This is a genomic window from Pseudomonas sp. m6p (assembly GCF_055760375.1).
Genome location: NZ_CM147084.1, coordinates 5,260,909 through 5,286,695, shown reverse-complemented (window position 1 = coordinate 5,286,695; position 25,787 = coordinate 5,260,909). Strand labels below are relative to the sequence as shown.

The window sequence follows — 25,787 nt, the reverse complement described above, 5'->3', positions numbered from 1 at the left end:
ACCAAGTGCACACGCTGATCAAATCACGCCACCTTTTAGCGCGTCGCAATCAGATAAGAGCTTTTCCCACTCGCAGTGCGCCATTCGCACTCCCTACCGTCCGTCACCCGTGCCTGCGGTGACACTCCCCACAAACTGCGCGCAGGCCAGTTCCCACAAGTGCTACCGATCTGCTCACAGGCAGCGGGGCAGGGCGCTCACTGCCGCTGATGGCACTTCGAAACAGCTGTTGGCCGACGTCTTGAATAGACACGTCGCGACGTCGTTTTCAGGAGTTATTGAACGGCCATTCAATTTTAGGCATGGCATTTGCTCTGTCATAACAAAGCCCGTCTCCCACGTGAGAACGCCGGCAATAACAAGAGCCTCCGCCTGAGGCCATCACCCGCTTTGTGTGAGGAGATACCGCGATGACGTCGTTCAACTCCGGGGCCCAACCCCAGAACCGTGCGCCTCAATCCATCGGCTTTCTGCTGCTGGACAATTTCACGCTGATTTCTCTGGCCTCCGCAGTCGAGCCCCTGCGCATGGCCAACCAATTGTCCGGTCGTGAGCTGTATCGCTGGAGCACCCTGACCGTCGATGGCGGCCAGGTGTGGGCCAGTGACGGTCTGCAAATCACCCCCGATGCCTCCATGCACAAAGCCCCGCCCCTGGACACCGTGATCGTCTGCGGCGGGATCGGTATTCAACGTACCGTGACCCGCGAGCACGTGTCATGGCTGCAGAGCCAGGCGCGTCAGTCCAAGCGGCTGGGCGCGGTGTGCACCGGCAGTTGGGCCTTGGCTTGCGCCGGTCTGCTCGACGGTTTCGATTGCAGCGTGCACTGGGAATGTCTGGCGGCGATGCAGGAAGCTTTCCCGCGTGTGGCGATGAGCACTCGCCTGTTCACCCTCGACCGTAACCGTTTCACAAGTTCCGGTGGTACCGCGCCATTGGACATGATGCTGCACCTGATCAGCCGCGATCACGGTCGCGAGTTGTCCGCCGCGATCTCGGAAATGTTCGTCTACGAGCGCATCCGCAACGAGCAGGATCACCAGCGCGTGCCGCTCAAGCACATGCTCGGCACCAACCAGCCGAAGCTGCAGGAAATTGTCGCGCTGATGGAGGCCAACCTCGAAGAGCCGATCGACCTCGACGAACTGGCGGTGTACGTCGCCGTGTCGCGTCGACAGCTGGAGCGGCTGTTCCAGAAATACCTGCACTGCTCGCCGTCGCGTTACTACCTCAAGCTGCGCCTGATCCGCGCCCGGCAACTGCTCAAGCAGACGCCGATGTCGATCATCGAAGTGGCCTCGGTGTGTGGTTTCGTGTCGACGCCGCACTTCTCCAAATGCTACCGCGAATACTTCGGCATTCCGCCACGTGACGAACGCGTAGGCTCCAACACCACGCAGCAAGTGGCGATGCTGCCGCTGCCGCAGGCCATCGTGATGTCGCCGCTGTCGGGGCCGATGTCGGCGTTGAGTCAGGCGCGCAATGAGTCGACGTTTGCCAGCGTAAGGCTGTAAAGCAAAAGATCGCAGCCTGCGGCAGCTCCTACAGGGGATCGCATTTCAACTGTAGGAGCTGCCGCAGGCTGCGATCTTTTGATCTTCTGTCAGGCGCTATGGCTTTGCTGGTAATCCGCCAATGCCGGCAACAACTGTTTGTCGATCGCCTGACGCACCGCAGGCTGGATACTGGCGCCGCTGGTGTACATGTCCTTGACCATCTTGCGCAATTCAAACGCGCGAACATTGTCCAGACCACGCACCGCACACTCGCAGGCCTGCTCCGCTGTGGAGCCGCTCGGCACCTGAAACCCCAATGCCTTGAGCTGGCCCAACAAGTCTTCCTGATCGATCAAATCGGCATACATCATGGCGCGCTTCCTTCTTCGGCAATGGAGGTCGTGGCTCGATTCTGGTGGGCATGCGCAGGCACGGCAAGGGTGATTTGTCGCAGTGGCCGCGACGGCTATGAACAGGTCGTTTTCGGCTAACTCAGTGCCAAGGGGAGTGGGCACACTGGCCTCAGCTCGCTACAGACGGTTTGGTCACCCTCGACTGGCAGCTCCTCACAGTACCCTCTGCCCCGATCCTGTCACGGCTTGTATCGGGGCTTTTTTTAATTTTATGAAAGTCAAAAGATCGCAGCCTCCAGCAGCTCCTACAGTTGAAATGCGATCCCCTGTAGGAGCTGCCGGAGGCTGCGATCTTTTGCTTTTAGCGGTCTAGCGTTGCAACACCAGAATCCGCGACAACAACTCATCCCGATCGATGTAGCAGCCCTGGAAATGCCGCGCCCCGGTGGCCGGGTCAAACGCATTGCGCGCATGCAGCGTGCGGCGATTATCGAAGCACCACAGTTCACCCGGATTGAGTCGCTGCATCAGGCGAAAACGTGGCTCACGGGTCATCGCAATCAAGCGCCGATAGGCCCGGTACAGCAGCGGCATTTGCTCCACCGATGTATCAAATGCACCGCGCAGAAAGTTCGCCATGCGAACCTCCGCCACCCGGCCCAGCGCATCCAGCGCAATGATCGGCGCCAGGCAACGATAGTCGCTGTGGCGGTCCTTGTTGCGAAACTCCACGGGGATTTCGCACAGCGCCTGAAACAACTCCGGTGCCTCCTGACGCAACGCGTCGGCAATCGCGAAACCGTCGACAAAAATACTTTCGCCACCTTCGGCGTCATTCACCAGGCAATGCAGAAATTGCAGCCCTGGTTGCAGCTCGCGAGTCGGCAAGTCGGTGTGCAATGGCAGGTTGAAAGCGGTGTAGGCGTTGCTGTCGGCATCGGCCTTGGACTGCACGTTGAACAGCACGCCGAAGTTGCTCTCGCGGATGAACGAAATGCGCTGGGCGATCAGCTTCAGCGAACCCGGTTCGGTGGGCACGCCGCGCACTTGGGTCAGGCCGATGTCGCGTACCGCGATCAACCATTGCAGCAGCGCACCGTTGTCGTTCATCAGCGCTGAATAGTCGAATGCCGGTAGCTGTAAATTGCTGCGCCACAGATAGGGCTGAGGTTTAGCCGCCAGACGTTCGGCGCGGGACTCGTCGTCATAGGCGTGGGCGCGCAGCCAGCCCGGATCGAAGCGACTGTGGTGGCCGTCCTGCCAGTCGATCTGCAGACAGCCGTCGCTGTCGATGTGCGCGTTGACGGGAGCCAGATCCGGCGCGGCATCGACGATCTCGAATACCTGCTCGCGGGTGACGGTATAGACGCACTGTTCACACGGGCAGTTGTCCCGCAACCAGACATGGTGAAACGGGCTGACACGGCCATCAGCCCAGGCCAGCGAAACGCGATCCGTCAGGTTCTGCACGCCGCTCAGCGCGCTGATCAACGGATAACTGCGGAAATCGGCAACAGCGGCAGCGGTGTTCATGTTGGCTCCTAGCGTGGGCGGATTACCGGGCGGGTGGCAGGGCGATGACGCGGCCGATGTAAGCCGGGGCGGGCAGATCGACTTGCTCGGCGACGATGGCTTGCAGACGGCTCAGGGTATCGGCGGTGAACGGTGCCGAACGCGGGCCGGCGAGGTCGACGTGCAGCAGCATCTGCTCATTGCCGGCCAGTTCCTTGTCGTCGCCGGCCAGGTGCAGGCTGTGATAGAGGTGCAGGCGTTTACTGTCGTGACCGATGATCTGCGTGCGCACTTCGACCTCGGCGTCGAGCTTCACTTCGTGCAGATAATTCAGGTGCAGTTCGAGAGTAAACAGTGAGTGGCCGCTGGCCTCGCGGTTGTTGCTGTCCATGCCGAGACGGTCCATCAGGGCGTCGGTGGCGTAGCTGAAGATCAGCAAGTAGAAGGCGTCGCGCAGATGGCCGTTGTAGTCGACCCAGTCGGGGATGATGGTGGTTTGGTAGGTGGTGAGGGTGGGCATGCTGTCTGTTCCATTGTGGGTGTCTGGACTGCCGTCTTCGCGAGCAGGCTCGCTCCCACACTTGAATGCAGTGACCTGTGGGAGCGAGCCTGCTCGCGAAGGGGCCGGAACTGCTGAGCAAGGATTACTCGCTGAAACTCATCCCGTGCTTTTCCTTGGTGGCTTTCACCGCCTCCAGCACCGCCAGCAGGCAGTCATCACGATAGCGCTCCAGCGCTGAAATGCTGTGGCGGCCGAGCTGATCACTGGTGCCATCGACCACATCGTCAATCAGCTTGTCAGTCAGCTCCGGTGCCGGCAGATACGTCCACGGCAACTGCAACGCCGGGCCGAACTGCGACATGAAGTGACGCATCCCCGCGTCACCACCGGCCAGCGTGTAGGTCAGGAACGTGCCCATGAACGACCAGCGCAGACCGGCGCCAAAACGGATCGCGTCGTCGATCTCGCCAGTGGTCGCCACGCCGTCGTTGACCAGGTGCAGCGCCTCACGCCACAGCGCTTCGAGCAAACGGTCGGCAATGAACCCCGGCACTTCCTTGCGCACATGCAGCGGGCGCATGCCGAGGAACTCGTAAACCTTCATAGCCGCTTGCACAGCTTCCGGCGCGGTGTGCTTGCCGCCGACCACCTCCACCAGCGGCAGCAGGTAAACCGGATTGAACGGGTGGCCGACCACGCAGCGTTCAGGGTGGGTCGAACTCTCGTAGAACTCGCTCGGCAACAGGCCGGAAGTGCTGGAGCCGATCAGCGCATCGGGTTTGGCCGCCGCGCTGATTTTGCTGTGCAGTTCCAGTTTCAGCTCAAGGCGTTCCGGAGCACTTTCCTGGATGAAGTCGGCATCGCGCACGCATTCCTCGATGGTCGCGACAAAACGCAGACGATCCTGCGATGCACCCGGCGCCAGACCGTTTTTCTCCAGTGCGCCCCAGGCGTTGGCCACGCGTTTGCGCAGCGCCGCTTCGGCACCCGGCGCCGGGTCCCAGGCCACCACGTCGAGGCCGTGGGCGAGGGCACGCGCGACCCAGCCGCTGCCGATGACACCGCTGCCGAGGGCGGCGAAGGTTTTGATGTCGGTGATAAAACTCATAGGAACTCCCTGAAAAAGGTGTTTCCTGTAGGAGCTGCCGAAGGCTGCGATCTTTTGACTTTGATTGTTTGAAGCAAGATCAAAAGATCGCAGCCTGCGGCAGCTCCTACAGGTGAAATTGGGGGGCAGTCGGGGCCCCATTTTTGGGGCTGAGATTTAGCCGCGCTGGGTCAGGCCCATCTTTTTGCGGCCTTCAGCCGGGGTCAGTACCCGGGCACCGAGGCGGCTGAGGATCTCGGTGGCACGTTCGACCAGTTGGCCGTTGGTCGCCAGCACGCCTTTGTCCAGCCACAGGTTGTCTTCCAGGCCGACCCGCACGTTGCCGCCGAGCAGCACCGCTTGTGCGGCCATTGGCATCTGCATGCGGCCGATGCCGAACCCGGCCCACACCGCGTCCGCCGGCAGGTTGTCGACCATGGCTTTCATGGTGGTGGTGTCGGCCGGAGCGCCCCACGGGATGCCCAGGCACAGCTGGAACAGCGGGTTGTCGAGCAGGCCTTCCTTGATCATCTGTTTGGCGAACCACAGGTGGCCGGTGTCGAAAATTTCCAGTTCGGCCTTCACCCCCAGCTCGGTGATGCGCTTGGCGCCGGCGCGCAGTTGCGCCGGCGTCGAGACGTAAATGGTGTCGCCGTCGCCGAAGTTCAGCGTGCCGCAATCGAGGGTGCAGATTTCCGGCAGCAGTTCTTCAACGTGGGCCAGACGGGTCAGCGGGCCGACCAGATCGGTGTTCGGGCCGAACTCCATCGGGTGCTCGCCAGCACCGATTTCGAGGTCACCGCCCATGCCGGCGGTGAGGTTGACGATGATGTCGACGTCAGCCTCGCGGATGCGCTCCATTACTTCGCGGTACAGCGCCACGTCACGGCTGAACTTGCCGGTCTGTGGGTCGCGCACATGGCAGTGCACCACCGTGGCGCCGGCCTTGGCCGCCTCTACTGCGGCAGCGGCGATCTGTTTCGGGGTGACCGGCACGTGCGGGCTCTTGGCGGTCGTGTCGCCAGCACCGGTGAGTGCGCAGGTGATGATGACGTCGTGGTTCATGGTGCGGTTTCCTTCAGGCGTAATGGGGCTGTTCGCAGCCCTGTTCGGGGCTGCGAAGCGTTGATTTCCGGTGATTTATTTGCTGGTCAGTTGCAGGTTTTCAGCGGCCGGTTTGCCATCGAAGGTGGTTACACCTTCCAGCCAGCGCTGCTTGTCTTCGGGGTGATCCTTGAGCCATTGCCTGGCCGATTCGAACGCGTCCTTGTGATCGAGCAGCGGCTGCATCATCCGGCTCTCGTCTTCGGCTGTGAATGTCAGGTTGCTCAGCAGGCGACCGATGTTCGGGCACTGCTCGGCGTATTTCGGCGCGGTGACCGTCCATACCGTGGCCATGCCTTCGTTCGGACCGAGGGCGTCCTCGCTGCCGGTCAGGTAAGTCATCTTGACGTTCACGTTCATCGGGTGCGGCGCCCAGCCGAAGAACACCACGGCTTCCTTGCGGCGTACGGCGCGGTCCACGGCGGCGAGCATCCCGGCTTCGCTGGATTCGACCAGCTGGAATTTGCCGAGGCCGAACTGGTTCTTGGCGATCATTGCCTTGATCTGCGTATTGGCGCCCGAGCCCGGCTCGATGCCGTAGATCTTGCCGCCCAGTTCTTTCTCGAATTTGGCGATGTCGGCGAAGGTTTTCAGGCCCTTGTCCGCCAGATAAGTCGGCACGGCGAGGGTCGCGCGGGCGTCCTTCAGGCTTGGCGCCGGCAGGACCTTGACCTGGTTGGCGTCGACGAACGGGGTGATGGTCTGGGTCATCAGCGGGTTCCAGTAGCCGAGGAACAGATCCAGCCGCTGATCGCGAATCCCGGCGAAGATGATCTGCTGGGACGCGCTGGTTTGTTTGGTGCTGTAGCCGAGGCCGTCGAGCAGCACTTGGGTCATGGCACTGGTGGCGATCACGTCAGTCCAGTTCACGACGCCCATGCGCACGTTCTGGCACGACGCAGGTTCGGCCGCCATGACGCTGGCGCTCAAGAAAGCGGTACCGCTGAGTGCAAGAACACAGCTGCTGATCAGTCGTTTCATGTCGGGTTCCTCGGCAGGTCGTTTATTGTGGTTCCCGGCGTCTGATGCGCCGGTGATGCCAAGTTACGCAGCAATGCCCCCGTAAAAACGCACTGCGGCGACTGGCTCTTGCACTGTAGCGACCTGTGCGCTTGAACGCTGACGACAATCGGCGTATCAACGATCCACGCTACCCGCTAACCGAGTGCGCACATGTCCCAGGATTTCTACTTTCTGCTGATGCCGGGTTTTTCCGCCATCGGTTTCATCTCGGCGATCGAACCGCTGCGGGTGGCCAACCGCTTTCGCGGCGAGTTGTACCGCTGGCACGTGCTCAGCGCCGATGGCGGGGCGGTGCTGGCGAGCAATGGCATGTCGGTCAACGCCGACGCGGCGCTGGAGCCGTTGAAGAAAGGCGCGACGCTGCTGGTGGTGGCCGGGTTCGAACCGCTGAAGTTCGCCACGCCGACTCTTGAACACTGGCTGCGCCGGCTGGACAACGAAGGCGTGACCCTCGGCGCCATCGATACCGGCAGTTTCGTTCTCGCTGAAGCCGGCCTGCTCGACGGCCATCGCCTGACTCTGCACTGGGAAGCCATCGATGCGTTCAAGGAATCTTATCCACAGCTCAGCGTGACCCAGGAGCTGTTCGAGATCGACCGGCGGCGCATCACCTCCGCGGGCGGCACCGCGTCTATCGACTTGATGCTCGACTTGATCGCCCAGGCCCACGGCCCGCAACTGGCAATCCAGGTCAGCGAGCAGTTCGTGCTGGGGCGGATCCGCCCACGCAAGGACCACCAGCGCATGGAAGTCGCCACGCGTTACGGCATCAGCAACAAGAAGCTGGTGCAGGTGATTGGCGAGATGGAACAACACAGCGAACCACCGCTGACCACGCTGCAACTGGCGGAATCGATCAAGGTCACGCGGCGGCAGCTGGAGCGCTTGTTTCGGCTGCATCTGAACGACACACCGAGCAATTTCTATCTTCGCCTGCGATTGGAAAAGGCCCGGCAGTTGCTGCGCCAGACCGATATGAGCGTGCTGGAGGTCAGCATCGCCTGCGGGTTTGAATCGCCGTCGTATTTCACCCGCAGTTATCGAGCGAGGTTCGCCCGCTGCCCCCGCGAAGACCGGCGTACCGCTCAGGCCTAAAATCAAAAGATCGCAGCCTTCGGCAGCTCCTACATTGGAATGCATTTCCCTGTAGGAGCTGCCGAAGGCTGCGATCCTTTGATCTTACTTCTTCACCAACGCCGAACACGCCGCTTTATAAGCCTCATGTTGATACTTGTTCAGCGTCCCCGGCAGCTCAAAGTTATGCTTCTTGGCCTGCGCATTGATCGTCTGCGGCGATAAAAGCGTCACCTCACACCCCTCCAGCAACTGAAACACTCCCTCGATCTTGAATGTCGTCGGCCCACCGGCAAACTCACCCTTCTTGCTGCGCTTCTTGATCGCAATCCGGTCAATCGAATGCTCGCGTACAAACGACGCCACCTGCGCCGCGAAGCGTTTGACGTTGGCCGCCTCGTCATCATCGTCGAGGGCGATTTTCTTGGTGCTCAGTGCAACGTGGCTCAAGGCCGAACCGTCAAGGGAGGCCACGGCGATGATCGCTTCGCTGCCTTTGATTTCGATGCCGCAGATGTTCATGGGAATTCCTTTGAATGAAGAGGGCAGCCTACAACTCAAGCTGATTGGCGGTGATGCCGAACGCCGCTGCGATTTTCTCGCGGGTTGCCTTGCGTGGCTTCGCTACTGTTTCCTGTTGAGCGAACGCCGGCTGGGAAATTCCCAGACGTTTCGCCACTTCTTCCTGAGTCAGGTTCAGGTGTTCGCGCCAGGCACGGATCGGTGTCGCCCCGTCGACCATTCGACTGACCACCTCATGCGGGATCAGATCGGGCTGCATTTTCTGCGCGACGTATTGAGCGTAGGGAATGACTACGAAGGCCGGGTTGCCCTCGGCATCGTTGATGATTTGGATGTCAGTAGGTGCGTTCATCGCGTTTTTTGACCTCTTGAATACTGACCACTTTGATTGCGCCATCCCAGTCGAACATGACCCGATAATTGCCGACGCGCAGGCGGTAGGCGTAGTCATGGCCAATTAGTGCTTTGACATTGCCAACGTCAGGCATTTCGGAAAGTGCCGTAACGGCATCGCGAACCTGCCCCTGATGTGCGGTGTGCAATTTCAAGAGTTGCTTAACGGCCTTTCGTGTCCAGTGGATGCTGTTCATGGAAGAATATAAGTCTTTTATAAGATTCGCGAATCTTTGCTTATATTTTTCCGATGGCCAATCAACAACCGTTGACCGCATGTTGCGTAAAAGGCCCTTGGTTGCAGGCATTCAAGCAATTTGTGTAGGCGATGTCGAAGTGCCTTGTAGGAAGAGAGGAGGTGTGGGGTTGAAAGCCGGAGGCAGTTCCAGCTTTCAGCGGAACATTCAGGATCACTCCTGCCCAATCGACTCCAAAAACTCGGACCGTTCGTCACTCATCCGCGCCACACAGTCATTCTGCGCAATCTTGAATGCCTTGCTGCCTTCAGTGGCGGGGAAGGCTTCCACGGCGCAATCGGCGTCGCGGGTTTTCAGCCATTGTTGCTGGGCGGTTTTCAGTTTGGCGGTGATGTCGGCCAGTTGCGCGGCGTTTTTGCCGTAGGTGGCCTGCATGCGTTCGTTGAGGCTGGCGTAGTTGTCCTTGAGCAGGTCTTCGGCGGTGCTGCGGCTGTAGGTCGAGCATTCCAGGGTCTGGACGTCGTTTTCCACCGCGTCGCACGGGTTGTTGTCGGTCTCTTCGGCGGCGTGTACGCCGGTCGCAATCAGTGCCAAAGCCAGGAAGATCGATTTCATGGTTGTCGCCGCTCTAATCCAGTGGTGTATCCAAGATGCGCCAGATTCTGGCTCAAGCTGGCGGGCTTGAACAGGTAGCTGATCGGAGCGCCTGGCGACCCTTTGTCGCGGATTGACGCTTTCGGCAATTCCCCTGTCGTTTTTGCACCCGGTCGCCCCGGCACCGAGGCATATGCTGGCCCCAAAGCGCCGGCAGACGATTCGGCGCATGAATCGCCAATAAGGGGACGCCTGATGAGCCCAGCCGAATTACACGCCGACAGCATCGTTATCGACGGTCTGATCATTGCCAAATGGAACCGCGAGCTGTTCGAAGACATGCGCAAGGGCGGTCTGACGGCGGCCAACTGCACCGTGTCGGTGTGGGAAGGCTTTCAGGCGACTGTGAACAATATCGCCGCCAGCCAGAAGCTGATCCGCGAAAACAGCGATCTGGTAATGCCGGTGCGCACCACCGCCGACATCCGTCGCGCCAAGGAGCAGGGCAAGACCGGCATCCTCTTCGGCTTCCAGAATGCCCACGCGTTCGAAGACCAGATCGGCTATGTCGAGGTGTTCAAGCAGCTCGGCGTCGGCATTGTGCAGATGTGCTACAACACCCAGAACCTGGTCGGCACCGGTTGCTACGAGCGTGACGGCGGCCTGTCGGGCTTCGGCCGCGAAATCGTCGCCGAAATGAACCGCGTTGGTGTCATGTGCGACCTGTCCCACGTCGGTTCCAAGACGTCCGAGGAAGTCATCCTCGAATCGAAAAAACCGGTCTGCTATTCCCACTGCCTGCCGTCGGGTCTGAAAGAGCACCCGCGCAACAAGTCCGATGCTGAACTGAAGTTCATCGCTGACCACGGCGGTTTTGTCGGCGTGACCATGTTTGCGCCGTTCCTCGCCAAGGGCATCGATTCGACCATCGACGATTACGCCGAGGCCATCGAATACACCATGAACATCGTCGGCGAAGACGCCATCGGCATCGGCACCGACTTCACCCAGGGTCACGGCCAGGACTTCTTCGAATACCTGACCCACGACAAGGGCTACGCCCGTCGTCTGACCAGCTTCGGCAAGATCATCAACCCGCTGGGCATCCGCACTGTCGGCGAGTTCCCGAACCTGACCGAAACCCTGCTCAAGCGCGGCCACTCCGAGCGTGTGGTACGCAAGATCATGGGCGAAAACTGGGTGAACGTCTTGAAGGACGTCTGGGGCGAATAAGCCGCCGCACTTCTGAATCCTTTCCCCCGGCCGTCCGTGCCGGGGGCAACAAACCGAATTTTCTGGAGTTAAGTTTCCATGGCCAAGATCGCCCCGCAATTGCCAATCGAAGTCGACAGTGAAACCGGTGTCTGGACCTCCGACGCCCTGCCGATGCTCTACGTGCCACGCCACTTTTTCGTCAATAACCACATGGGCATCGAGGAAGTGCTGGGCGCCGACGCCTATGCCGAGATCCTCTACAAGGCCGGCTACAAGTCCGCCTGGCACTGGTGCGAAAAAGAAGCTGAATGCCACGGCCTGGAAGGCGTCGCGGTGTTCGAGCACTACATGAAGCGTCTGTCGCAACGCGGCTGGGGCCTGTTCAAGATTCAGGACATCGACCTCGACAAAGGCACCGCCAGCGTCAAGCTCGAACACTCGGCGTTCGTCTACGTGTACGGCAAGGTCGGGCGCAAGGTCGACTACATGTTCACCGGCTGGTTTGCCGGCGCCATGGATCAGATCCTCGCCGCACGCGGCAGCAAGATTCGTACGGTTGCCGAGCAAGTCTACGGTGGCTCCGAAGAAGGCCACGACGACGGCCTGTTCACCGTCAAGCCGTTGTAAGTCGAGGAACCCGCCATGGCTTTCGAAGCAATGTTCCAGCCAATTCAAATTGGCAAACTGACCATCCGCAACCGCGTGCTCAGCACCGCGCACGCCGAGGTCTACGCGACTGACGGTGGCATGACCACCGAGCGCTACGTCAAATACTACGAAGAGAAAGCCAAGGGCGGCATTGGCCTGGCGATCTGCGGCGGTTCGTCGGTGGTCGCCATCGACAGCCCGCAGCAATGGTGGAGTTCGGTGAACCTGTCCACCGACCGGATCATTCCGCACTTCCAGAATCTGGCCGACGCCATGCACAAGCACGGCGCCAAGATCATGATCCAGATTACCCACATGGGCCGACGCTCACGTTGGGACGGTTTTCACTGGCCGACCCTGATGTCGCCGTCGGGCATCCGTGAACCGGTGCACCGTGCGACCTGCAAGACCATTGAGCCGGAAGAAATCTGGCGGGTGATCGGCAACTACGCGCAAGCCGCGCGCCGCGCCAAGGCCGGTGGCCTGGACGGCGTCGAGCTGTCGGCCGTGCACCAGCACATGATCGACCAGTTCTGGAGCCCGCGCGTCAACAAGCGTACCGATGAATGGGGTGGCAGCTTCGAAGGCCGGATGAAGTTCGGTCTGGAAGTGTTGAAAGCCGTGCGCGCCGAAGTCGGTGACGATTTCTGCGTCGGCATGCGCATCTGCGGTGACGAGTTCCACCCGGACGGTCTGTCCCACGAAGACATGAAGCAGATCGCCAAGTATTACGACGATACCGGCATGCTCGATTTCATCGGCGTCGTCGGCTCGGGTTGCGACACCCACAACACCCTGGCCAACGTGATTCCGAACATGAGCTATCCGCCGGAGCCGTTCCTGCACCTGGCGGCCGGAATCAAGGAAGTGGTCAAGGTTCCAGTGCTGCATGCGCAGAACATCAAGGACCCGAACCAGGCCACGCGCATCCTTGAAGGCGGTTACGTCGACATGGTCGGCATGACCCGCGCGCACATCGCCGACCCGCACCTGATCGCCAAGATCAAGATGGGCCAGGTCGACCAGATCAAACAGTGTGTCGGCGCCAACTACTGCATCGACCGTCAGTACCAGGGTCTGGACGTGCTGTGCATCCAGAACGCCGCGACGTCCCGTGAATACATGGGCGTGCCGCACATCATCGAGAAGTCCACCGGGCCGAAACGCAAGGTGGTGATCGTCGGTGCCGGCCCAGCCGGGATGGAAGCTGCGCGTGTGGCGGCCGAACGTGGCCACGACGTGACCCTGTTCGAGAAGAAAGAATTCATCGGCGGGCAGATCACCACGGCGTCGAAAGCGCCGCAGCGTGACCAGATCGCCGGGATCACCCGCTGGTTCCAACTGGAACTGGCGCGATTGAAAGTCGACCTGCGTCTGGGCACGGCGGCGGATGCCGACACCATCATGGACCTGCGTCCGGACATCGTGGTGCTGGCGGTCGGCGGTCACCCGTACCTGGAACAGAACGAACACTGGGGCGCCGCTGAAGGGCTGGTCGTCAGCAGCTGGGACGTGCTCGACGGCAAGGTCGCGCCGGGCAAGAACGTGCTGGTCTACGACACCATTTGCGAGTTCACCGGGATGTCGGTCGCCGACTTCCTCGCCGACAAGGGCAGCCAGGTCGAGATCGTCACCGACGACATCAAACCGGGCGTGGCCATCGGCGGTACGTCGTTCCCGACCTACTACCGCAGCATGTACCCGAAAGAAGTGATCATGACCGGCGACATGATGCTGGAAAAGGTCTACCGCGAAGGCGACAAGTTGGTGGCGGTGCTGGAGAACGAATACACCGGCGCCAAAGAGGAGCGGGTGGTCGATCAGGTGGTGGTGGAAAACGGCGTGCGTCCGGACGAGGAAATCTACTACGCGCTCAAAGAGGGTTCGCGCAACAAGGGCCAGATCGACGTCGAAGCGTTGTTCGCGATCCAGCCACAACCTTCGCTGAGCAGCACCGGTGACGGCTACTTGCTGTTCCGCATCGGCGACTGCGTGGCGCAGCGTAATACCCATGCTGCGATCTATGACGCCCTGCGGCTCTGCAAAGACTTCTGACGGCTTGCACACAACCCTGTAGGAGCTGCCGAAGGCTGCGATCTTTTGACTTTTGTTGTTCAAAGCAAGATCAAAAGATCGCAGCCTGCGGCAGCTCCTACGCAAAGACCGTGTTTCTCCAGGCTGTACTGGTGGGAGCTTCACCATGTTGAACACCCTTCTTCCAATCCTGTTGTTCGCAGCCCTGGCCCTTGCGGTGCTGGGCGCGTTGCGGCGGGTGGCCATGTGGCGTCGGGGCCGGGCCTCGAAGGTCGATCTGATCGGCGGCCTGTTCGCCATGCCCAAGCGTTACATGGTCGACCTGCACCACGTGGTGGCGCGGGACAAATACATCGCCAACACCCACGTGGCCACGGCCGGTGGTGCGGTGGCGTCAATCGTGCTGGCGATTCTGGTGCACGGTTTCGGCCTGCATAACCGCATCCTCGGCTATGCGTTGCTGCTGATGACGGCGGTGATGTTCGTCGGGGCAATCTTCGTTTATCGGCGTCGACTCAACCCGCCGTCGCGGCTGTCGAAAGGCCCGTGGATGCGTCTGCCGAAAAGTCTGCTGGCGTTCTCGGCGTCGTTCTTTCTGGTGACCTTGCCGGTGGCCGGGATCCTCCCGGAGAACTTCGGCGGCTGGCTGCTGGCGGCGATTCTCGGGATCGGCGTTTTGTGGGGCGTGTCGGAATTGTTCTTCGGCATGACCTGGGGCGGGCCGATGAAGCACGCCTTCGCCGGCGCCCTGCACCTGGCCTGGCACCGTCGCGCCGAGCGCTTTGGCGGCGGTCGTTCCACCGGTTTGAAACCGCTGGATCTCAACGATCCATCGGCGCCACTGGGCGTGGAAAAACCCAAGGATTTCACCTGGAACCAGTTGCTCGGTTTTGACGCCTGCGTGCAGTGCGGCAAGTGCGAAGCCGCGTGCCCGGCCTTTGCTGCGGGCCAGCCGCTGAACCCGAAAAAGCTGATTCAGGACATGGTCGTCGGCCTCGCCGGCGGCACCGATGCGAACTTCGCCGGCAGCCCGTATCCCGGCAAGCCCATTGGTGAACACAGCGGCAACCCGCATCAACCGATCGTCAACGGTCTGGTCGATGCAGAAACCCTGTGGTCGTGCACCACCTGCCGTGCCTGCGTCGAGGAGTGCCCGATGATGATCGAGCACGTCGACGCCATCGTCGACATGCGCCGCCACCTGACGCTGGAAAAAGGCGCGACCCCGAACAAGGGCGCCGAAGTCCTGGAAAACCTGATCGCCACCGACAACCCCGGCGGTTTCGCCCCGGGCGGGCGGATGAACTGGGCGGCGGATCTGAACCTCACTCTGCTTAGCGAAAAGAAATCCACCGACGTGCTGTTCTGGGTCGGCGACGGTGCCTTCGACATGCGCAACCAGCGCACCTTGCGCGCGTTTGTCAAAGTGCTGAAAGCCGCGAAAATCGACTTCGCAGTGCTCGGCCTCGAAGAGCGCGACAGCGGCGACGTGGCCCGACGTCTCGGTGACGAAGCGACGTTCCAGTTGCTCGCCAAACGCAATATCCAGACCCTGGCCAAATACCGCTTCAACCGCATCGTCACCTGCGATCCGCACAGTTTCCATGTGCTGAAAAACGAGTACGGCGCGTTCGACGGCAACTACCTGGTGCAGCACCACAGCACCTACATGGCAGAAATCATTCAGGCCGGTGCGCTGAACCTCGGTCAGCACAAAGGCAACAGCGTGACCTACCACGACCCGTGCTACCTCGGTCGCTACAACGGCGAATACGAGGCGCCGCGTGAAGTGTTGCGCGCCCTCGGCATCGAGGTCAAAGAGATGCAACGTTCCGGCTTCCGCTCGCGCTGCTGCGGCGGTGGTGGCGGTGCGCCGATCACTGACATTCCGGGCAAGCAGCGGATTCCTGACATGCGCATGGAAGACATCCGCGAGACCGGCGCCGAGCTGGTGGCCGTGGGTTGTCCACAGTGTACGGCGATGCTCGAAGGCGTGGTCGAACCGCGTCCGCTGATCAAGGACATCGCCGAACTGGTGGCCGATGCGCTGCTCGAAGATGCCGCGCCGAACAAGCCGACTGCACCGGCCAAACGTGAACCTGCGGAGGCCCACTGATGAGCGATATTATCCGCCGCGACCCACGCGCCGAATGGATTGCGCGTAACCGTCTGCACCCGCTGCACGCGGCCATGCAGCCGGCGCAACACAGCTGGATGGGCCCCAACGGGATTGTCCGCAAGAACCTGCACGGCATCGGTTTCATCGGCCCCAACGGCATCAAGCGTATCGACCGCAGCGGCGCGCAACAGGGCGGGGCGGTCAAACGCTCGGCCACGGTTGAAGTGCAATTGCCGCTGCATCAGGTACCGGCCCCGGCGTTCTACATCAGCGTGGTGCCGGACATGGTCGGCGGCCGCTTGAGCAGTCACGACCGCGACCTGCTTGGCCTGGCGCATCAACTGGCCGGCAGCGACGGCGCGGTGCTGGCGGTGGTATTCGCAGAGCACAAGGAAAACGCTTTCGCCACGGCGGGCGTTGACCGCTTGCTGGTGCTGGAAGGCGAAGAGTTCAGCGGTTATGCACCGGAGCAACGAATCCAGGGCCTGCGGGCTGTGGATAACCAGTTCAACCCGCGCCACTGGCTGCTGCCGGACAGCCGCAGCGGTGGCGGCGAACTCGGTCGGCGCTTTGCTGCTGCGCTGGGCGAACGCCCAGCCACACGGGTTTGGCAAGTCAAGGAACAGGAGTGCATCGGCCGCGCCGGTGCCGGCTTGCAGGATCTTGCCCGTCCGGTCGCTCGGCTGATTCTGGCCTCGGCCGAATGCGCCGAACCGGTCAGCGAAACCCGTCACGAAGCGCTGCCGGTGGAGTTATCCACACCTGTGGCGCGCAGCCTGTCGCGGATCGAAGATCTGGGCGCGGTGGCGGTGGACCCGGCGGCCATTCCGATGGCCGAAGCCGAGTTCATTTTCTCCGGCGGCAACGGGGTCAAGGACTGGGCCCTGTTTCACGAGACGGCGGCGGCGCTCGGCGCCACCGAAGGCGCCTCGCGGGTCGCGGTGGACGATGGCTTCATGGCGCGTGATCGGCAGGTCGGCGCGTCCGGTACCTGGGTCACCGCACGGGTTTACGTGGCTGTGGGTATCTCCGGGGCGATCCAGCACCTGCAAGGCATCGGTGCCTGCGACAAGGTGGTGGCGATCAACCTCGACCCGGGATGCGACATGATCAAACGCGCCGACCTGTCGGTGATCGGCGAGAGCGCGGAGATTCTTCAAGCCTTGATCGCGGCGGTAGCGGCTTACCGCAACGACGCCAAGCGCGATGCGGCTTAAGGGAAGGACACAGTTATGAACACCAATGTCATCAGCCTGGTCTCCATCGGCGCCCACCCGACCTCGGGCCGGCCACGCCGTGCCGAACAGGACGCGCGCGCCGTGGAACTGGGCCTGCAGCTGGCTGGGGATAACCTGCAAGTGCTGCACGCCGGGGACGTTGCCGAACCGGCGCTGCGCGCCTATCTGGGCATGGGACTCGCGCAGATGCACGTGCTGGAGCAACCCGCTGGCGCCGACGCCTTGCCGGCGCTGACTGCGTATCTGCGCGATGCCGGCGCCCAGGTGGTGCTGACCGGTACGCAGGCGGAAACCGGCGAAGGCTCGGGCATGTTGCCGTTCCTGCTCGCCGAAGGACTGGGCTGGCCGCTGGTGGTAGGACTGGCGCAGGTCGAATCGATCAGCGACGGCTCGGCGCTGGTGCTGCAAGCCTTGCCCCGTGGGCAGCGGCGGCGTCTCAAAGTGAAGCTGCCGTTTCTGGCGACTGTGGATAACGCCGCACCCAACCCACGGCAGAGCGCCTACGGCCCGGCGCGGCGTGGTGTGCTCAATGCCGAAGATGTGGCAGTGCTGGACGATGAACTGCTGGCGGTTGCCACGCTGCAACCGGCCAAGCCACGGCCGAAACGTCTGAAGGTGATCAAGGCCAAGAGCGGGGCGGACCGGATGAAAGCGGCGACGGCCAAGGCCAGTGGCGGTGGGGGGCAAGTGCTCAAAGGCTTGACCCCGCAGGCTGGCGCCGAGGCGATCCTCAAACTGCTGATTGAAGAAGGCGTCGTGCGCTGACCCCTGTAGGAGCTGTCGAGTGAAACGAGGCTGCGATCTTTAGATCTTCAAGATCAAGATCAAAAGATCGCAGCGTGCCGCAGCTCCTACAGGATGTGGTTCGACGATTTGGTGCTGTTTACCCACAATCCCTGTTGGCGGATCTGTGGATAACGTGTTCGCCCATCCCTGTACCCCACGCCAATCAAGCCCTCCAGGCCCCAGCTCAAAAAACAACCAGCCTAAGTCACGGTTTTACCGGGCTTTTTCTCCTGAATAACTTCAAGAGTTGCCCCCAATCTCTGTTGGCGCTTCTGTGGACAAGATGTTCGCTGTCCGCTGCAAGGTATATAAACCGTGGCTTTCAGGGATTTGATCAATAAATGATCGATTAAGCGTTTCAGGCTGATAATCCCTGCGCAACGCCCGATTTCCCACAGCCCTCAGCACTTTTCCACAGCAGCCACAAAGTTACCCCCGAACTCTGTTGGCGCTTCTGTGGATAACGTGTTCGCCATCCTCTGCAGCCCATGTGAAACGTGACGTGTAGATATTTGATCAAAAAACAGTCAATCACTCCTGCAAACTATCCTTCTGGATAAGTCACGATTTTTCTTCACAAATCAGGCAGTTATTTTTCCATTCATCCACAGTTACCCCCATTTGCTGTGCATGGCTATGTGGATAACTTGTTCGCTGAACTGCACAGGCCCCGGCCGGCTTAGTCCAAACCGCAATTGATCAGATTTCATACAGTTCTAAATCGTTGCCTTGACTTCGATTCCTGCGCTGTCTTCACTGCAATGGCACAAGGACAGCCGTCACTTATCCACATCAGGTTCTGGGAGAACGCATGATGGATAGCCGCCCACACCGCCATCCCCCCACGCCCCGCAAGCGCACGTTACGTCGTGCGGCCAATCAACACGCTCGCCTGTAGCGACCTTCTGCTCTGACCGTTGTGCTGTCGCCGGGCTCGCCCCGGAGGCCAGGTGCCCGTTCGCCCATTGATTGCAGGCAACCGCAGAGTTGCCCTATCTGCCTGAGAGAGGAACACCCTCATGACACGCATCGCAACGCCCATCAGCGAGATCAAGGAACACTACGACGTCATTGTCATCGGCTCCGGTTATGGCGGCGGCATTGCTGCGTCGCGCCTGTCCCGGGCCGGCAAGCAGGTGTGCCTGCTTGAACGCGGGCGGGAAATTCAGCCCGGTGAATACCCCAACACCATGATTGCCGCGACTGAAGAGTTGCAGGTGCATGACCCGGACGGCCACATTGGCTCGCGCACCGGCCTGTTCGATCTGCACGTGAATGCCCAGCAGAATGTGGTGGTCGGTTGTGGCCTCGGCGGTACGTCGTTGATCAACGCCAACGTGGCACTGGAGCCAGAGCCCGGGGTGTTTGACGACCCGCGCTGGCCGCAAGCGGTACGCGAACACCGCGATACCTTGCTCAAGGACGGTTACGCCCGCGCCCGGGAAATGCTCAAGCCCAATCCGTACCCGAACAGCGCACCGAACCTGCCCAAGCTCGACGCCAACAAAAAGTCCGCGGACTACCTCAAGCAAGGCGCGCATTTCTACAAGCCACCGATCAACGTGACCTTCGACAAACTGCCGAACAATCTCAACCACGTCGGCGTCGAACAACTGCCGTGCAACCAGTGCGGCGACTGTGTCTCGGGCTGTAACAACAAGGCCAAGAACACCACGCTGATGAACTATCTGCCGGATGCCTGGAACCACGGCGCGGAGATTTTCTGCCAGGCCGAAGTGCGTCATCTGGAGCGCGACGGCGATGGCTGGGTCGTGCACTTCCAGTACCTCGACAGCGGTCGCGAGAAATTCGACGCACCGACGCTGTTCGTGAAGGCCGACATCGTGGTGGTCTCCGCCGGCACCCTCGGCTCTACCGAAATTCTGCTGCGTTCGCGGGACAAGGGTCTGGTGATGTCCAGCCAGCTCGGTCAGAACATGAGCGGTAACGGTGACATTCTCGGCTTCGGCCACAACTGCGAGCAGACCATCAACGGCATCGGCTTCGGCGCGCATTCGGCCAAAGAGCTGCAACCGGTCGGCCCGTGCATCACCTCGGTCATCGACATGCGCACCGAAGGTGACTGGCGCAGCCGCATGGTCATCGAGGAAGGTTCAATCCCCGGCGCGCTCGGCCGGCCAATGGTGCCGGCGATGGCCGGGTTTGCCGAGATGATCGGCAAGGCCACCGACGACAGTTTCAGCGGCAAGCTCGGCTACAAGGAGCGCGAGGCCGAAAGCTTCCTGCGCGGCCCGTATTACGGCGCGCTGCACAACATGCAGACCTACCTGATCATGAGCCACGACAGTGGCCAGGGCCGGATGCTGCTCGACAACAAGGACCAGTTGCGCATCGACTGGCCGGGCGTCGGCGAGCAGGAAAACTTCAAGCTCGGCAACGAACGGCTGTACCAGAGCACCAAGGCACTGGGCGGGGTCTGGGTCGAAAACCCGATCTGGACCCAGCTGCTCAAGCACAGCATCGTCTCGGTGCATCCGCTGGGCGGTTGCGTGATGGGTGAAGACGCGGCGCAAGGCGTGGTCAATCACAAGGGCCAGGTGTTCAGCGGCGCGGCCGGCACCGATGTCTACGCCAGTCTTTACGTGACGGACGGCGCGGTGATCCCGACCTCGCTGGCGGTCAATCCGCTGCTGACCATCTCCGCCGTGAGCGAGCGCAACATGGGCCTGCTCGCCGCTGACCGGGGTTGGCACATCGACTACACACTGCCCTCGGCACCGCGCAAACAGGTGGCCCCGCCGACCCTCGGCGTGCAGTTCACCGAAACCATGAAGGGCTATTTCTCCCGCGCTTTCACCGCCGCACAAAGCACCGATCTGAAAGTCTACGAAGCGGCGGCCAAACGCGGCGAGGCGGACAACTCGCCCATCGACTTCACCCTGACCATCACCGCCAACGACCTCAACCGGATGATCAAGGAGCCGCAACATGCCGCGACCATCGTCGGCACGGTCAACGCCCCGGCGCTGTCGCCGCAACCGCTGACCGCCAGCAATGGCGTGTTCAACCTGTTCGAGCAATTCGAGCAGCAGGTCGACACGCGGCACATGAAATACGACATGAAACTGACCGCCGAGGACGGCACCGACTATTACTTCAGCGCCTTCAAAACCGTGCCGGAAGACAACGGCGTGCTGAATATCTGGCACGACACCAGCACCCTGTACGTGACGCTGTATCGCGGGTCGGACAAGTCGGGCGAGGTGATCGGCTCCGGGGTGATGCACATTCATCCGACCGATTTCGCCAAGCAGATGACTACCATGAAAGTGCTCAACGCGCGCAACGAGCGTGAGCGCATCGAAGGCCTGGCGCGCTTCGGCAAGTTCTTCGCCGGGATTCTCTGGGAGAGTTACGGCGGGGTGTTTGCCGGTGACAAATACTTCAACCCCGACGCGCCGCCACGCCTGAAACGGCCGCTGGATGCGCCAACCCCGGCGGTGCATTTCTTCCCCACCGAGGACGGCGTCGAACTGCGCCTGACCCGTTATCAGGCCGGCAGCAAAGGCCCGGTGATGCTGGTGCATGGCTTGGGTGTCGGTTCGAATATCTTTTCCACCGACACCATCCAGACCAACCTGCTGGAGTACTTGTGCAAGCACGACTATGACGTGTGGCTGCTGGATTTCCGGGTAAGCATTCTGTTGCCGGCGAGCAAGAAGGAATGGAACGGCGACCAGATCGCCCAGTACGACTTCAAGGCTGCCATCGCGCAGATTCAGCAACAGACCCAGGCCAAAGACGTGCAGTGCGTGGTGCATTGCTACGGCGCGACGACGTTCTTCATGTCGCTGTTGGCGGGGTTGCAAGGCGTGCGTTCGGTGGTCTGCTCGCAGATTGCCGCTGACACCGTGGTCGCCACGGCCACCGGGTTGAAGGCCGGTCTGCACTTGCCGGGGATGCTCGATGCGATCGGCATCAAATCGATGACCGCTTACGCCGACAGCAAGGAAAACTGGTTCAACCGCCTCTACGACAAAGCCCTCAACGGCTACGCGCGGATCGAGGCGCAAGGCTATTGCACCAACCCGGTGTGCCACCGCATCACCTTCATGTACGCCTCGCTGTACCGCCACGACACCCTTAACGAAACCCTGCACGACAACCTGCATGAACTGTTCGGCGAGTCGAACATCGAGACCTTCGAGCATTTGGCGCTGATCGTGCGCAAAGGGCATTTGGTGGATTTCAAGGGCAACGATGTGTACATGCCTCACTTCGAGCGGCTGACGATGCCGATCTGCTTTATCAGCGGCGCGGAGAACCAGTGTTACCTGCCGGAAAGCACCCTCAAGACCTACCAGCGCGTCTGCGAAGTCCACGGGCCGGAGCGCTACAGCCGGCACGTAGTGCCGGGTTACGGTCACATCGACTGCATGTTCGGCAAGAACGCGGTGGTGGATGTGTATCCGCTCATCCTTGAACACCTGGAGAAAACGGCCCTCGGTTGAGATCGATTACTGATTTCTGTGTTGAGGAGATTCTCTGTGGCGAGGGGATTCATCCCCGATCGGCTGCGCAGCAGTCGTAAAACCTGAGCGCGCGGTGATCCTGACATGCCGCGCTGGCAGGGTTTGGGGTCGCTTCGCGACCCGTCGGGGATAAATCCCCTCACTACAAGGGACATTGCAGGTTGGTGGTCAGAAGGAAATGGATGACATGGACAGCTACATCCGCTGGTTTCAACGCTTCATCTGGCTCGGCATTGCCATGAACATGGTGTTCGCGATCCCCGCGCTGTTCGCGCCGGGGTTGCTGACATCGGTGGTCGGTCTGCCGCCGCAACTCTCCGACCCGTGGCTGGAAAACGCCGGGATGCTGCTGGTGGGCATCAGCGTGTTTTACATGCCGTCGGGCTTCAACGCGCCGCGCTATGTGGTGCATTCCTGGCTGTGCGTACTGACGCGGCTGATCGCCGTGGTGTTCTGGATTTACCTGATCAACACCAGCAGCCAAGGCTCGGTGTTCGTGCCGATGCTGCTGGGCGATCTGAGCTTTTTCCTGATCCTCGGCATTCTGCTGTACCTCGGCACCACGCCCGCGAACCGGCCATGGGCGCTGCTGTGCGATGGCTGTCGCGAGTGGCGCGCGGCCTGGGCGCGGCAATGGCAGAGCCACGCCTTCAAGGTCGGCACGCTGGTGGTTGTCGCGGTGTTGGGGTTTATCGGTTACGAGACCTGGTACCAGATGCTGCGGGTTGTGCCGGAGCAGGAATACGCCTCCGACGAAGATCACTACAAATACGCCGCGATTGGCCTGGGTATCGAAGCGCGGATCCCGTATTACCTGTTCGCCGTACTGCCGCAGATGTGCCCGGAAAAACTGCCCAAGCCCGGCGGCTGGGAGGTCTTCGGCTTTCTCTATGAGAACGGCAAGGACCTGCCGATCGGCATGGCCAAGCGGCAGATCGGCTACCCGACCGTTGAACCGAACTGCGCGCTGTGCCACACCGGTTCCTACCGGGCCAATGCCAGCGACGTCGCGGTCAACGTGCCCAGTGCGCCGGCCAACACCCTGCAACTGCAGGCCTTCCAGTGGTTCGCCTACGATTGCGCCAGCGATCCGACATTCACCACCGATGCGGTGATGGCGGCGATCAACAGCAAATTCCAGCTGGGCTTTTTCGAGAAGCTCTACAACCGCTACCTGATCATCCCGATGGCGAAAAGCGCTTTGCTCAAGCAAAAGCAGGCCTACGCCTGGCAGAAGCTGCGGCCGCAACAGGGCCCGGGTCGCACCGACACCTTCAACCCGACGAAAATGGTGGTGTTCGGCTTCCCGGATGACTCGACCATCGGCACCGTCGACCTGCCGCAAGTGTGGAACCAGAAACCGCGGGAGTCGATGTACCTGCATTGGGACGGCAATAACAACAAGATCCACGAACGCAACTACGCCGCGGCAATGGCCGTGGGCGCGACCCCGGAATCGGTGCTGCCGCCGAGCTTCAACCGGGTGACCAACTGGCTGCTCGGGCACAAGGCGCCGGCGTGGCCGTGGACACTGGATCAGGCCAAGGTCGCCCGGGGCAAACCCATCTGGGACGCCAATTGCGCCGCGTGCCACGACTTCGGGCGCGCCGACACCGGGCAAGTGACCACCAACATCGATCAGCTCGGCACCGATCCACATCGGCTGGACTCATTCACCACCGGTCTGGTGACGGCGTTCCACACCTTCAAGAAACCGCCGTTCGACTTCGGCGCTTATCGCAAGACCCAGAGCTACAGCAACACGCCGACCGATGGCATCTGGCTGCGCGCGCCGTACCTGCACAACGGTTCGGTGCCAACCCTGTGGGACCTGCTGCAACCGCCGGAAAAACGCCCGGTGGTGTTTATCACCGGCTCCGACGTCTACGACCCGGTCAACGTCGGTTTCGTCACCACGGGTGCCCAGGCCAAAGCCTCGGCGGATTTCAAATACGACACCCGACTTGAGGGCAACCACAACAGCGGTCACCTGTATGGCACCACGCTGTCGGACGACGACAAACGTGCGTTGATCGAATTCATGAAAACCCTGTGAGCCCTTACGGATAGAGGATTACGCCATGTCAGCGGTCGGTCATCTGAAGCATGAGTACGACAAGGTAAAGGTGCGTCTGCACGGCCTGTTCACGCGAGTGGAAATGGCCTGGATGAAGCTCATCAGCGAACTGGAACCCGAGGAGTTCCAGGCCATCATCAAGTTGCTCCAGCGCGGCCACGATCAGGCGCAATACGTGCTGAAAAATGGCGAGCTGCCGGACGACGAACCGGCGGTGCCGTGGGAGTTGTCCCACGGTCTGTCGATCCTGCGCATCGGCAATGCCACGCCGTTGCCGCAATCGCCCGATCAATTGCAGACCAAGGTGCTCAAGGACGGCACGCTGCTGGGATGTCGCAAATGGGAACTGCTGGATCTGCTGTGGAGCGAGGCGCTGCTCAAGTGGATCGAAAACCTGCGCCATCACGCGACCTTCGGCACTGACCCGGCGATGGTGACCATGGATCGCGAAGTGACGCTGGCGATTGCCGGTGACTGGGGCACCGGGCCGTTCAACAGCCACGCGCCGGCGGTGTCGGTGGCCAACCAGATGCAACTGGCGAACGCTGATTTCACCATTCATTTGGGGGACGTTTATTACGCCGGCAGCCACTCCCAGGAAGACACCGACATGGCGGGCTGGCCGATGGGCACCCACGGCTCGTTCACCCTCAATTCCAACCACGAGATGTACAGCGGCGCCCACGGTTACTTCAAGGAACTGGCCGCGCGTTTTCCGGGGCAGCAAGGCACCAGCTACTTTGCCCTGATCAACGACGACTGGCTGATTGTCGGGCTGGACACCGCGTACGCTTCGGATGTCATGAACCTGTACATGGACGGCACCCTGAACAAACCGCAGATCGAGTGGATGAAGGGCTTGCCGAAACGCAAGAAACTCATGGTGCTCAGCCACCATCAGGGCTTCGACATCACTGGGCACCACAAGACCGCGCTGTATCAACCGGTGTGTGATGCGCTGGGGCGCGAGCCGGATTACTGGTATTGGGGGCATCTGCACAACGGCATCGTTTACGCCGCCCAGGGCGGACTGCATGCGCGTTGTGCCGGCCACGGAGCCATTCCCTATGGCACCACCAGCGAGCTGAACGGCCATTCGCGGGTGCTGTTTTCGGAGACGCAGGACGCGAACGATCCGGACTATCCGCTGCGGGTGCTGAATGGGTACGCGAAAATCCGGCTGGTGGGGGAGGAGATTTTTGAGGAGTTTATTGGGGAGGATGGCAGTTTGAGGTGGTCATCGAAGTGATGCGATGACAGTGATGACGCTATCGCTGGCAAGCCAGCTCCCACAGGTTTTGCGGTGTACACGGTATCTGT

At 61.1% G+C, this 25,787-nt stretch carries 21 protein-coding genes; 11 read left to right on the top strand and 10 right to left on the bottom strand.

The window, feature by feature from the left end; translation table 11 throughout:
* Window positions 1-410: 410 nt before the first annotated feature.
* On the top strand, window positions 411-1,514 hold the full coding sequence (gbdR, locus tag ACYZUM_RS24170; protein WP_007949927.1) for a choline metabolism transcriptional regulator GbdR: 1,104 nt from the start codon (window positions 411-413) through the stop codon (window positions 1,512-1,514).
* 89 nt (window positions 1,515-1,603) lie between these two features.
* Here gbdR and ACYZUM_RS24165 read toward each other — a convergent pair whose 3' ends face one another.
* The 6 genes from ACYZUM_RS24165 to ACYZUM_RS24140 all read right to left on the bottom strand — a co-directional run bounded on the left by ACYZUM_RS24165 (window position 1,604) and on the right by ACYZUM_RS24140 (window position 7,035).
* Window positions 1,604-1,867 (bottom strand): hypothetical protein, encoded by a 264-nt coding sequence (locus ACYZUM_RS24165; RefSeq protein ID WP_007962640.1) that lies wholly within the window; start codon window positions 1,865-1,867, stop codon window positions 1,604-1,606.
* 351 nt (window positions 1,868-2,218) lie between these two features.
* Entirely contained in the window at window positions 2,219-3,382 is a 1,164-nt protein-coding gene (locus tag ACYZUM_RS24160; protein ID WP_108184037.1) for a gamma-butyrobetaine dioxygenase, read from the bottom strand.
* A gap of 22 nt (window positions 3,383-3,404) precedes the next feature.
* Window positions 3,405-3,881: a thioesterase family protein gene (locus ACYZUM_RS24155; RefSeq protein WP_086793591.1), complete on the bottom strand. Its 477-nt coding sequence runs from the start codon at window positions 3,879-3,881 to the stop codon at window positions 3,405-3,407.
* A gap of 124 nt (window positions 3,882-4,005) precedes the next feature.
* Complete coding sequence (locus tag ACYZUM_RS24150; RefSeq protein ID WP_108184035.1) at window positions 4,006-4,971, bottom strand: L-carnitine dehydrogenase; 966 nt, start codon at window positions 4,969-4,971, stop codon at window positions 4,006-4,008.
* Between the two features lie 156 nt (window positions 4,972-5,127).
* The gene (gene cdhC, locus ACYZUM_RS24145; RefSeq protein ID WP_007962632.1) at window positions 5,128-6,015 is read right to left on the bottom strand and encodes a 3-dehydrocarnitine:acetyl-CoA trimethylamine transferase CdhC; all 888 of its coding nucleotides are present in this window, start codon (window positions 6,013-6,015) and stop codon (window positions 5,128-5,130) included.
* Window positions 6,016-6,090: 75 nt separating this feature from the next.
* On the bottom strand, window positions 6,091-7,035 hold the full coding sequence (locus ACYZUM_RS24140) for a choline ABC transporter substrate-binding protein (RefSeq protein ID WP_047297076.1): 945 nt from the start codon (window positions 7,033-7,035) through the stop codon (window positions 6,091-6,093).
* Window positions 7,036-7,227: 192 nt separating this feature from the next.
* On the opposite strand from ACYZUM_RS24140, the gene ACYZUM_RS24135 reads away from it, so the two are divergent.
* On the top strand, window positions 7,228-8,172 hold the full coding sequence (locus ACYZUM_RS24135; RefSeq protein WP_095121415.1) for a GlxA family transcriptional regulator: 945 nt from the start codon (window positions 7,228-7,230) through the stop codon (window positions 8,170-8,172).
* 84 nt (window positions 8,173-8,256) lie between these two features.
* Here ACYZUM_RS24135 and ACYZUM_RS24130 read toward each other — a convergent pair whose 3' ends face one another.
* The 4 genes from ACYZUM_RS24130 to ACYZUM_RS24115 form a co-directional block, all read right to left on the bottom strand.
* Window positions 8,257-8,673, bottom strand: coding sequence for a DUF3010 family protein (locus ACYZUM_RS24130; protein ID WP_095668139.1), 417 nt, complete (start codon window positions 8,671-8,673; stop codon window positions 8,257-8,259).
* Window positions 8,674-8,701: 28 nt separating this feature from the next.
* Window positions 8,702-9,025: a helix-turn-helix domain-containing protein gene (locus tag ACYZUM_RS24125; protein ID WP_041063348.1), complete on the bottom strand. Its 324-nt coding sequence runs from the start codon at window positions 9,023-9,025 to the stop codon at window positions 8,702-8,704.
* A complete protein-coding gene (locus ACYZUM_RS24120) occupies window positions 9,009-9,263 on the bottom strand; it encodes a type II toxin-antitoxin system RelE family toxin (RefSeq protein WP_041063346.1) in 255 nt (84 codons plus the stop codon). Before ACYZUM_RS24120 ends, ACYZUM_RS24125 begins: the two co-directional genes overlap by 17 nt.
* 213 nt (window positions 9,264-9,476) lie before the next feature.
* Entirely contained in the window at window positions 9,477-9,878 is a 402-nt protein-coding gene (locus ACYZUM_RS24115; protein ID WP_098968461.1) for a lysozyme inhibitor LprI family protein, read from the bottom strand.
* A gap of 234 nt (window positions 9,879-10,112) precedes the next feature.
* Between ACYZUM_RS24115 and ACYZUM_RS24110 the strand changes: the two genes are divergently transcribed.
* The 9 genes from ACYZUM_RS24110 (at window position 10,113) to ACYZUM_RS24070 (ending at window position 25,716) form a co-directional block, all read left to right on the top strand.
* Complete coding sequence (locus ACYZUM_RS24110; RefSeq protein WP_007962626.1) at window positions 10,113-11,090, top strand: dipeptidase; 978 nt, start codon at window positions 10,113-10,115, stop codon at window positions 11,088-11,090.
* A gap of 78 nt (window positions 11,091-11,168) precedes the next feature.
* Window positions 11,169-11,699 (top strand): DUF5943 domain-containing protein, encoded by a 531-nt coding sequence (locus tag ACYZUM_RS24105; protein WP_007926354.1) that lies wholly within the window; start codon window positions 11,169-11,171, stop codon window positions 11,697-11,699.
* A 15-nt stretch (window positions 11,700-11,714) separates the two neighbouring features.
* A complete protein-coding gene (gene dgcA / locus ACYZUM_RS24100) occupies window positions 11,715-13,775 on the top strand; it encodes a dimethylglycine demethylation protein DgcA (RefSeq protein ID WP_047297072.1) in 2,061 nt (686 codons plus the stop codon).
* Window positions 13,776-13,920: 145 nt separating this feature from the next.
* Window positions 13,921-15,870 (top strand): dimethylglycine demethylation protein DgcB, encoded by a 1,950-nt coding sequence (dgcB, locus tag ACYZUM_RS24095; RefSeq protein ID WP_108184034.1) that lies wholly within the window; start codon window positions 13,921-13,923, stop codon window positions 15,868-15,870.
* On the top strand, window positions 15,870-17,090 hold the full coding sequence (gene etfA, locus ACYZUM_RS24090; RefSeq protein WP_108184033.1) for an electron transfer flavoprotein subunit alpha: 1,221 nt from the start codon (window positions 15,870-15,872) through the stop codon (window positions 17,088-17,090). The genes dgcB and etfA overlap by 1 nt, the downstream gene beginning before the upstream one ends.
* Window positions 17,091-17,105: 15 nt before the next feature.
* Window positions 17,106-17,876, top strand: a complete 771-nt coding sequence (gene etfB, locus ACYZUM_RS24085) for an electron transfer flavoprotein subunit beta (protein WP_108184032.1) — start codon at window positions 17,106-17,108, stop codon at window positions 17,874-17,876.
* 1,040 nt (window positions 17,877-18,916) lie between these two features.
* The gene (locus tag ACYZUM_RS24080) at window positions 18,917-22,369 is read left to right on the top strand and encodes a GMC family oxidoreductase (protein ID WP_108184031.1); all 3,453 of its coding nucleotides are present in this window, start codon (window positions 18,917-18,919) and stop codon (window positions 22,367-22,369) included.
* A 208-nt stretch (window positions 22,370-22,577) separates the two neighbouring features.
* On the top strand, window positions 22,578-24,446 hold the full coding sequence (locus ACYZUM_RS24075) for a c-type cytochrome (RefSeq protein WP_108184030.1): 1,869 nt from the start codon (window positions 22,578-22,580) through the stop codon (window positions 24,444-24,446).
* A 25-nt stretch (window positions 24,447-24,471) separates the two neighbouring features.
* Window positions 24,472-25,716, top strand: coding sequence for a metallophosphoesterase family protein (locus ACYZUM_RS24070; RefSeq protein WP_108184029.1), 1,245 nt, complete (start codon window positions 24,472-24,474; stop codon window positions 25,714-25,716).
* Window positions 25,717-25,787: the final 71 nt, after the last annotated feature.

What these genes read in the sequence shown, in the direction of transcription:
- ACYZUM_RS24125 (WP_041063348.1), bottom strand. Translation starts at nt 9,025, where the DNA reads ATGAACGCACCTACTGACATCCAAATCATCAACGATGCCGAGGGCAAC.
- etfA (WP_108184033.1), top strand. Translation starts at nt 15,870, where the DNA reads ATGAGCGATATTATCCGCCGCGACCCACGCGCCGAATGGATTGCGCGT.
- gbdR (WP_007949927.1), top strand. Translation starts at nt 411, where the DNA reads ATGACGTCGTTCAACTCCGGGGCCCAACCCCAGAACCGTGCGCCTCAA.
- ACYZUM_RS24155 (WP_086793591.1), bottom strand. Translation starts at nt 3,881, where the DNA reads ATGCCCACCCTCACCACCTACCAAACCACCATCATCCCCGACTGGGTC.
- ACYZUM_RS24165 (WP_007962640.1), bottom strand. Translation starts at nt 1,867, where the DNA reads ATGATGTATGCCGATTTGATCGATCAGGAAGACTTGTTGGGCCAGCTC.
- ACYZUM_RS24070 (WP_108184029.1), top strand. Translation starts at nt 24,472, where the DNA reads ATGTCAGCGGTCGGTCATCTGAAGCATGAGTACGACAAGGTAAAGGTG.
- ACYZUM_RS24120 (WP_041063346.1), bottom strand. Translation starts at nt 9,263, where the DNA reads ATGAACAGCATCCACTGGACACGAAAGGCCGTTAAGCAACTCTTGAAA.
- cdhC (WP_007962632.1), bottom strand. Translation starts at nt 6,015, where the DNA reads ATGAACCACGACGTCATCATCACCTGCGCACTCACCGGTGCTGGCGAC.
- ACYZUM_RS24140 (WP_047297076.1), bottom strand. Translation starts at nt 7,035, where the DNA reads ATGAAACGACTGATCAGCAGCTGTGTTCTTGCACTCAGCGGTACCGCT.
- dgcB (WP_108184034.1), top strand. Translation starts at nt 13,921, where the DNA reads ATGTTGAACACCCTTCTTCCAATCCTGTTGTTCGCAGCCCTGGCCCTT.
- ACYZUM_RS24110 (WP_007962626.1), top strand. Translation starts at nt 10,113, where the DNA reads ATGAGCCCAGCCGAATTACACGCCGACAGCATCGTTATCGACGGTCTG.
- ACYZUM_RS24135 (WP_095121415.1), top strand. Translation starts at nt 7,228, where the DNA reads ATGTCCCAGGATTTCTACTTTCTGCTGATGCCGGGTTTTTCCGCCATC.
- ACYZUM_RS24160 (WP_108184037.1), bottom strand. Translation starts at nt 3,382, where the DNA reads ATGAACACCGCTGCCGCTGTTGCCGATTTCCGCAGTTATCCGTTGATC.
- ACYZUM_RS24105 (WP_007926354.1), top strand. Translation starts at nt 11,169, where the DNA reads ATGGCCAAGATCGCCCCGCAATTGCCAATCGAAGTCGACAGTGAAACC.
- ACYZUM_RS24130 (WP_095668139.1), bottom strand. Translation starts at nt 8,673, where the DNA reads ATGAACATCTGCGGCATCGAAATCAAAGGCAGCGAAGCGATCATCGCC.
- ACYZUM_RS24150 (WP_108184035.1), bottom strand. Translation starts at nt 4,971, where the DNA reads ATGAGTTTTATCACCGACATCAAAACCTTCGCCGCCCTCGGCAGCGGT.
- ACYZUM_RS24080 (WP_108184031.1), top strand. Translation starts at nt 18,917, where the DNA reads ATGACACGCATCGCAACGCCCATCAGCGAGATCAAGGAACACTACGAC.
- etfB (WP_108184032.1), top strand. Translation starts at nt 17,106, where the DNA reads ATGAACACCAATGTCATCAGCCTGGTCTCCATCGGCGCCCACCCGACC.
- ACYZUM_RS24075 (WP_108184030.1), top strand. Translation starts at nt 22,578, where the DNA reads ATGGACAGCTACATCCGCTGGTTTCAACGCTTCATCTGGCTCGGCATT.
- ACYZUM_RS24115 (WP_098968461.1), bottom strand. Translation starts at nt 9,878, where the DNA reads ATGAAATCGATCTTCCTGGCTTTGGCACTGATTGCGACCGGCGTACAC.
- dgcA (WP_047297072.1), top strand. Translation starts at nt 11,715, where the DNA reads ATGGCTTTCGAAGCAATGTTCCAGCCAATTCAAATTGGCAAACTGACC.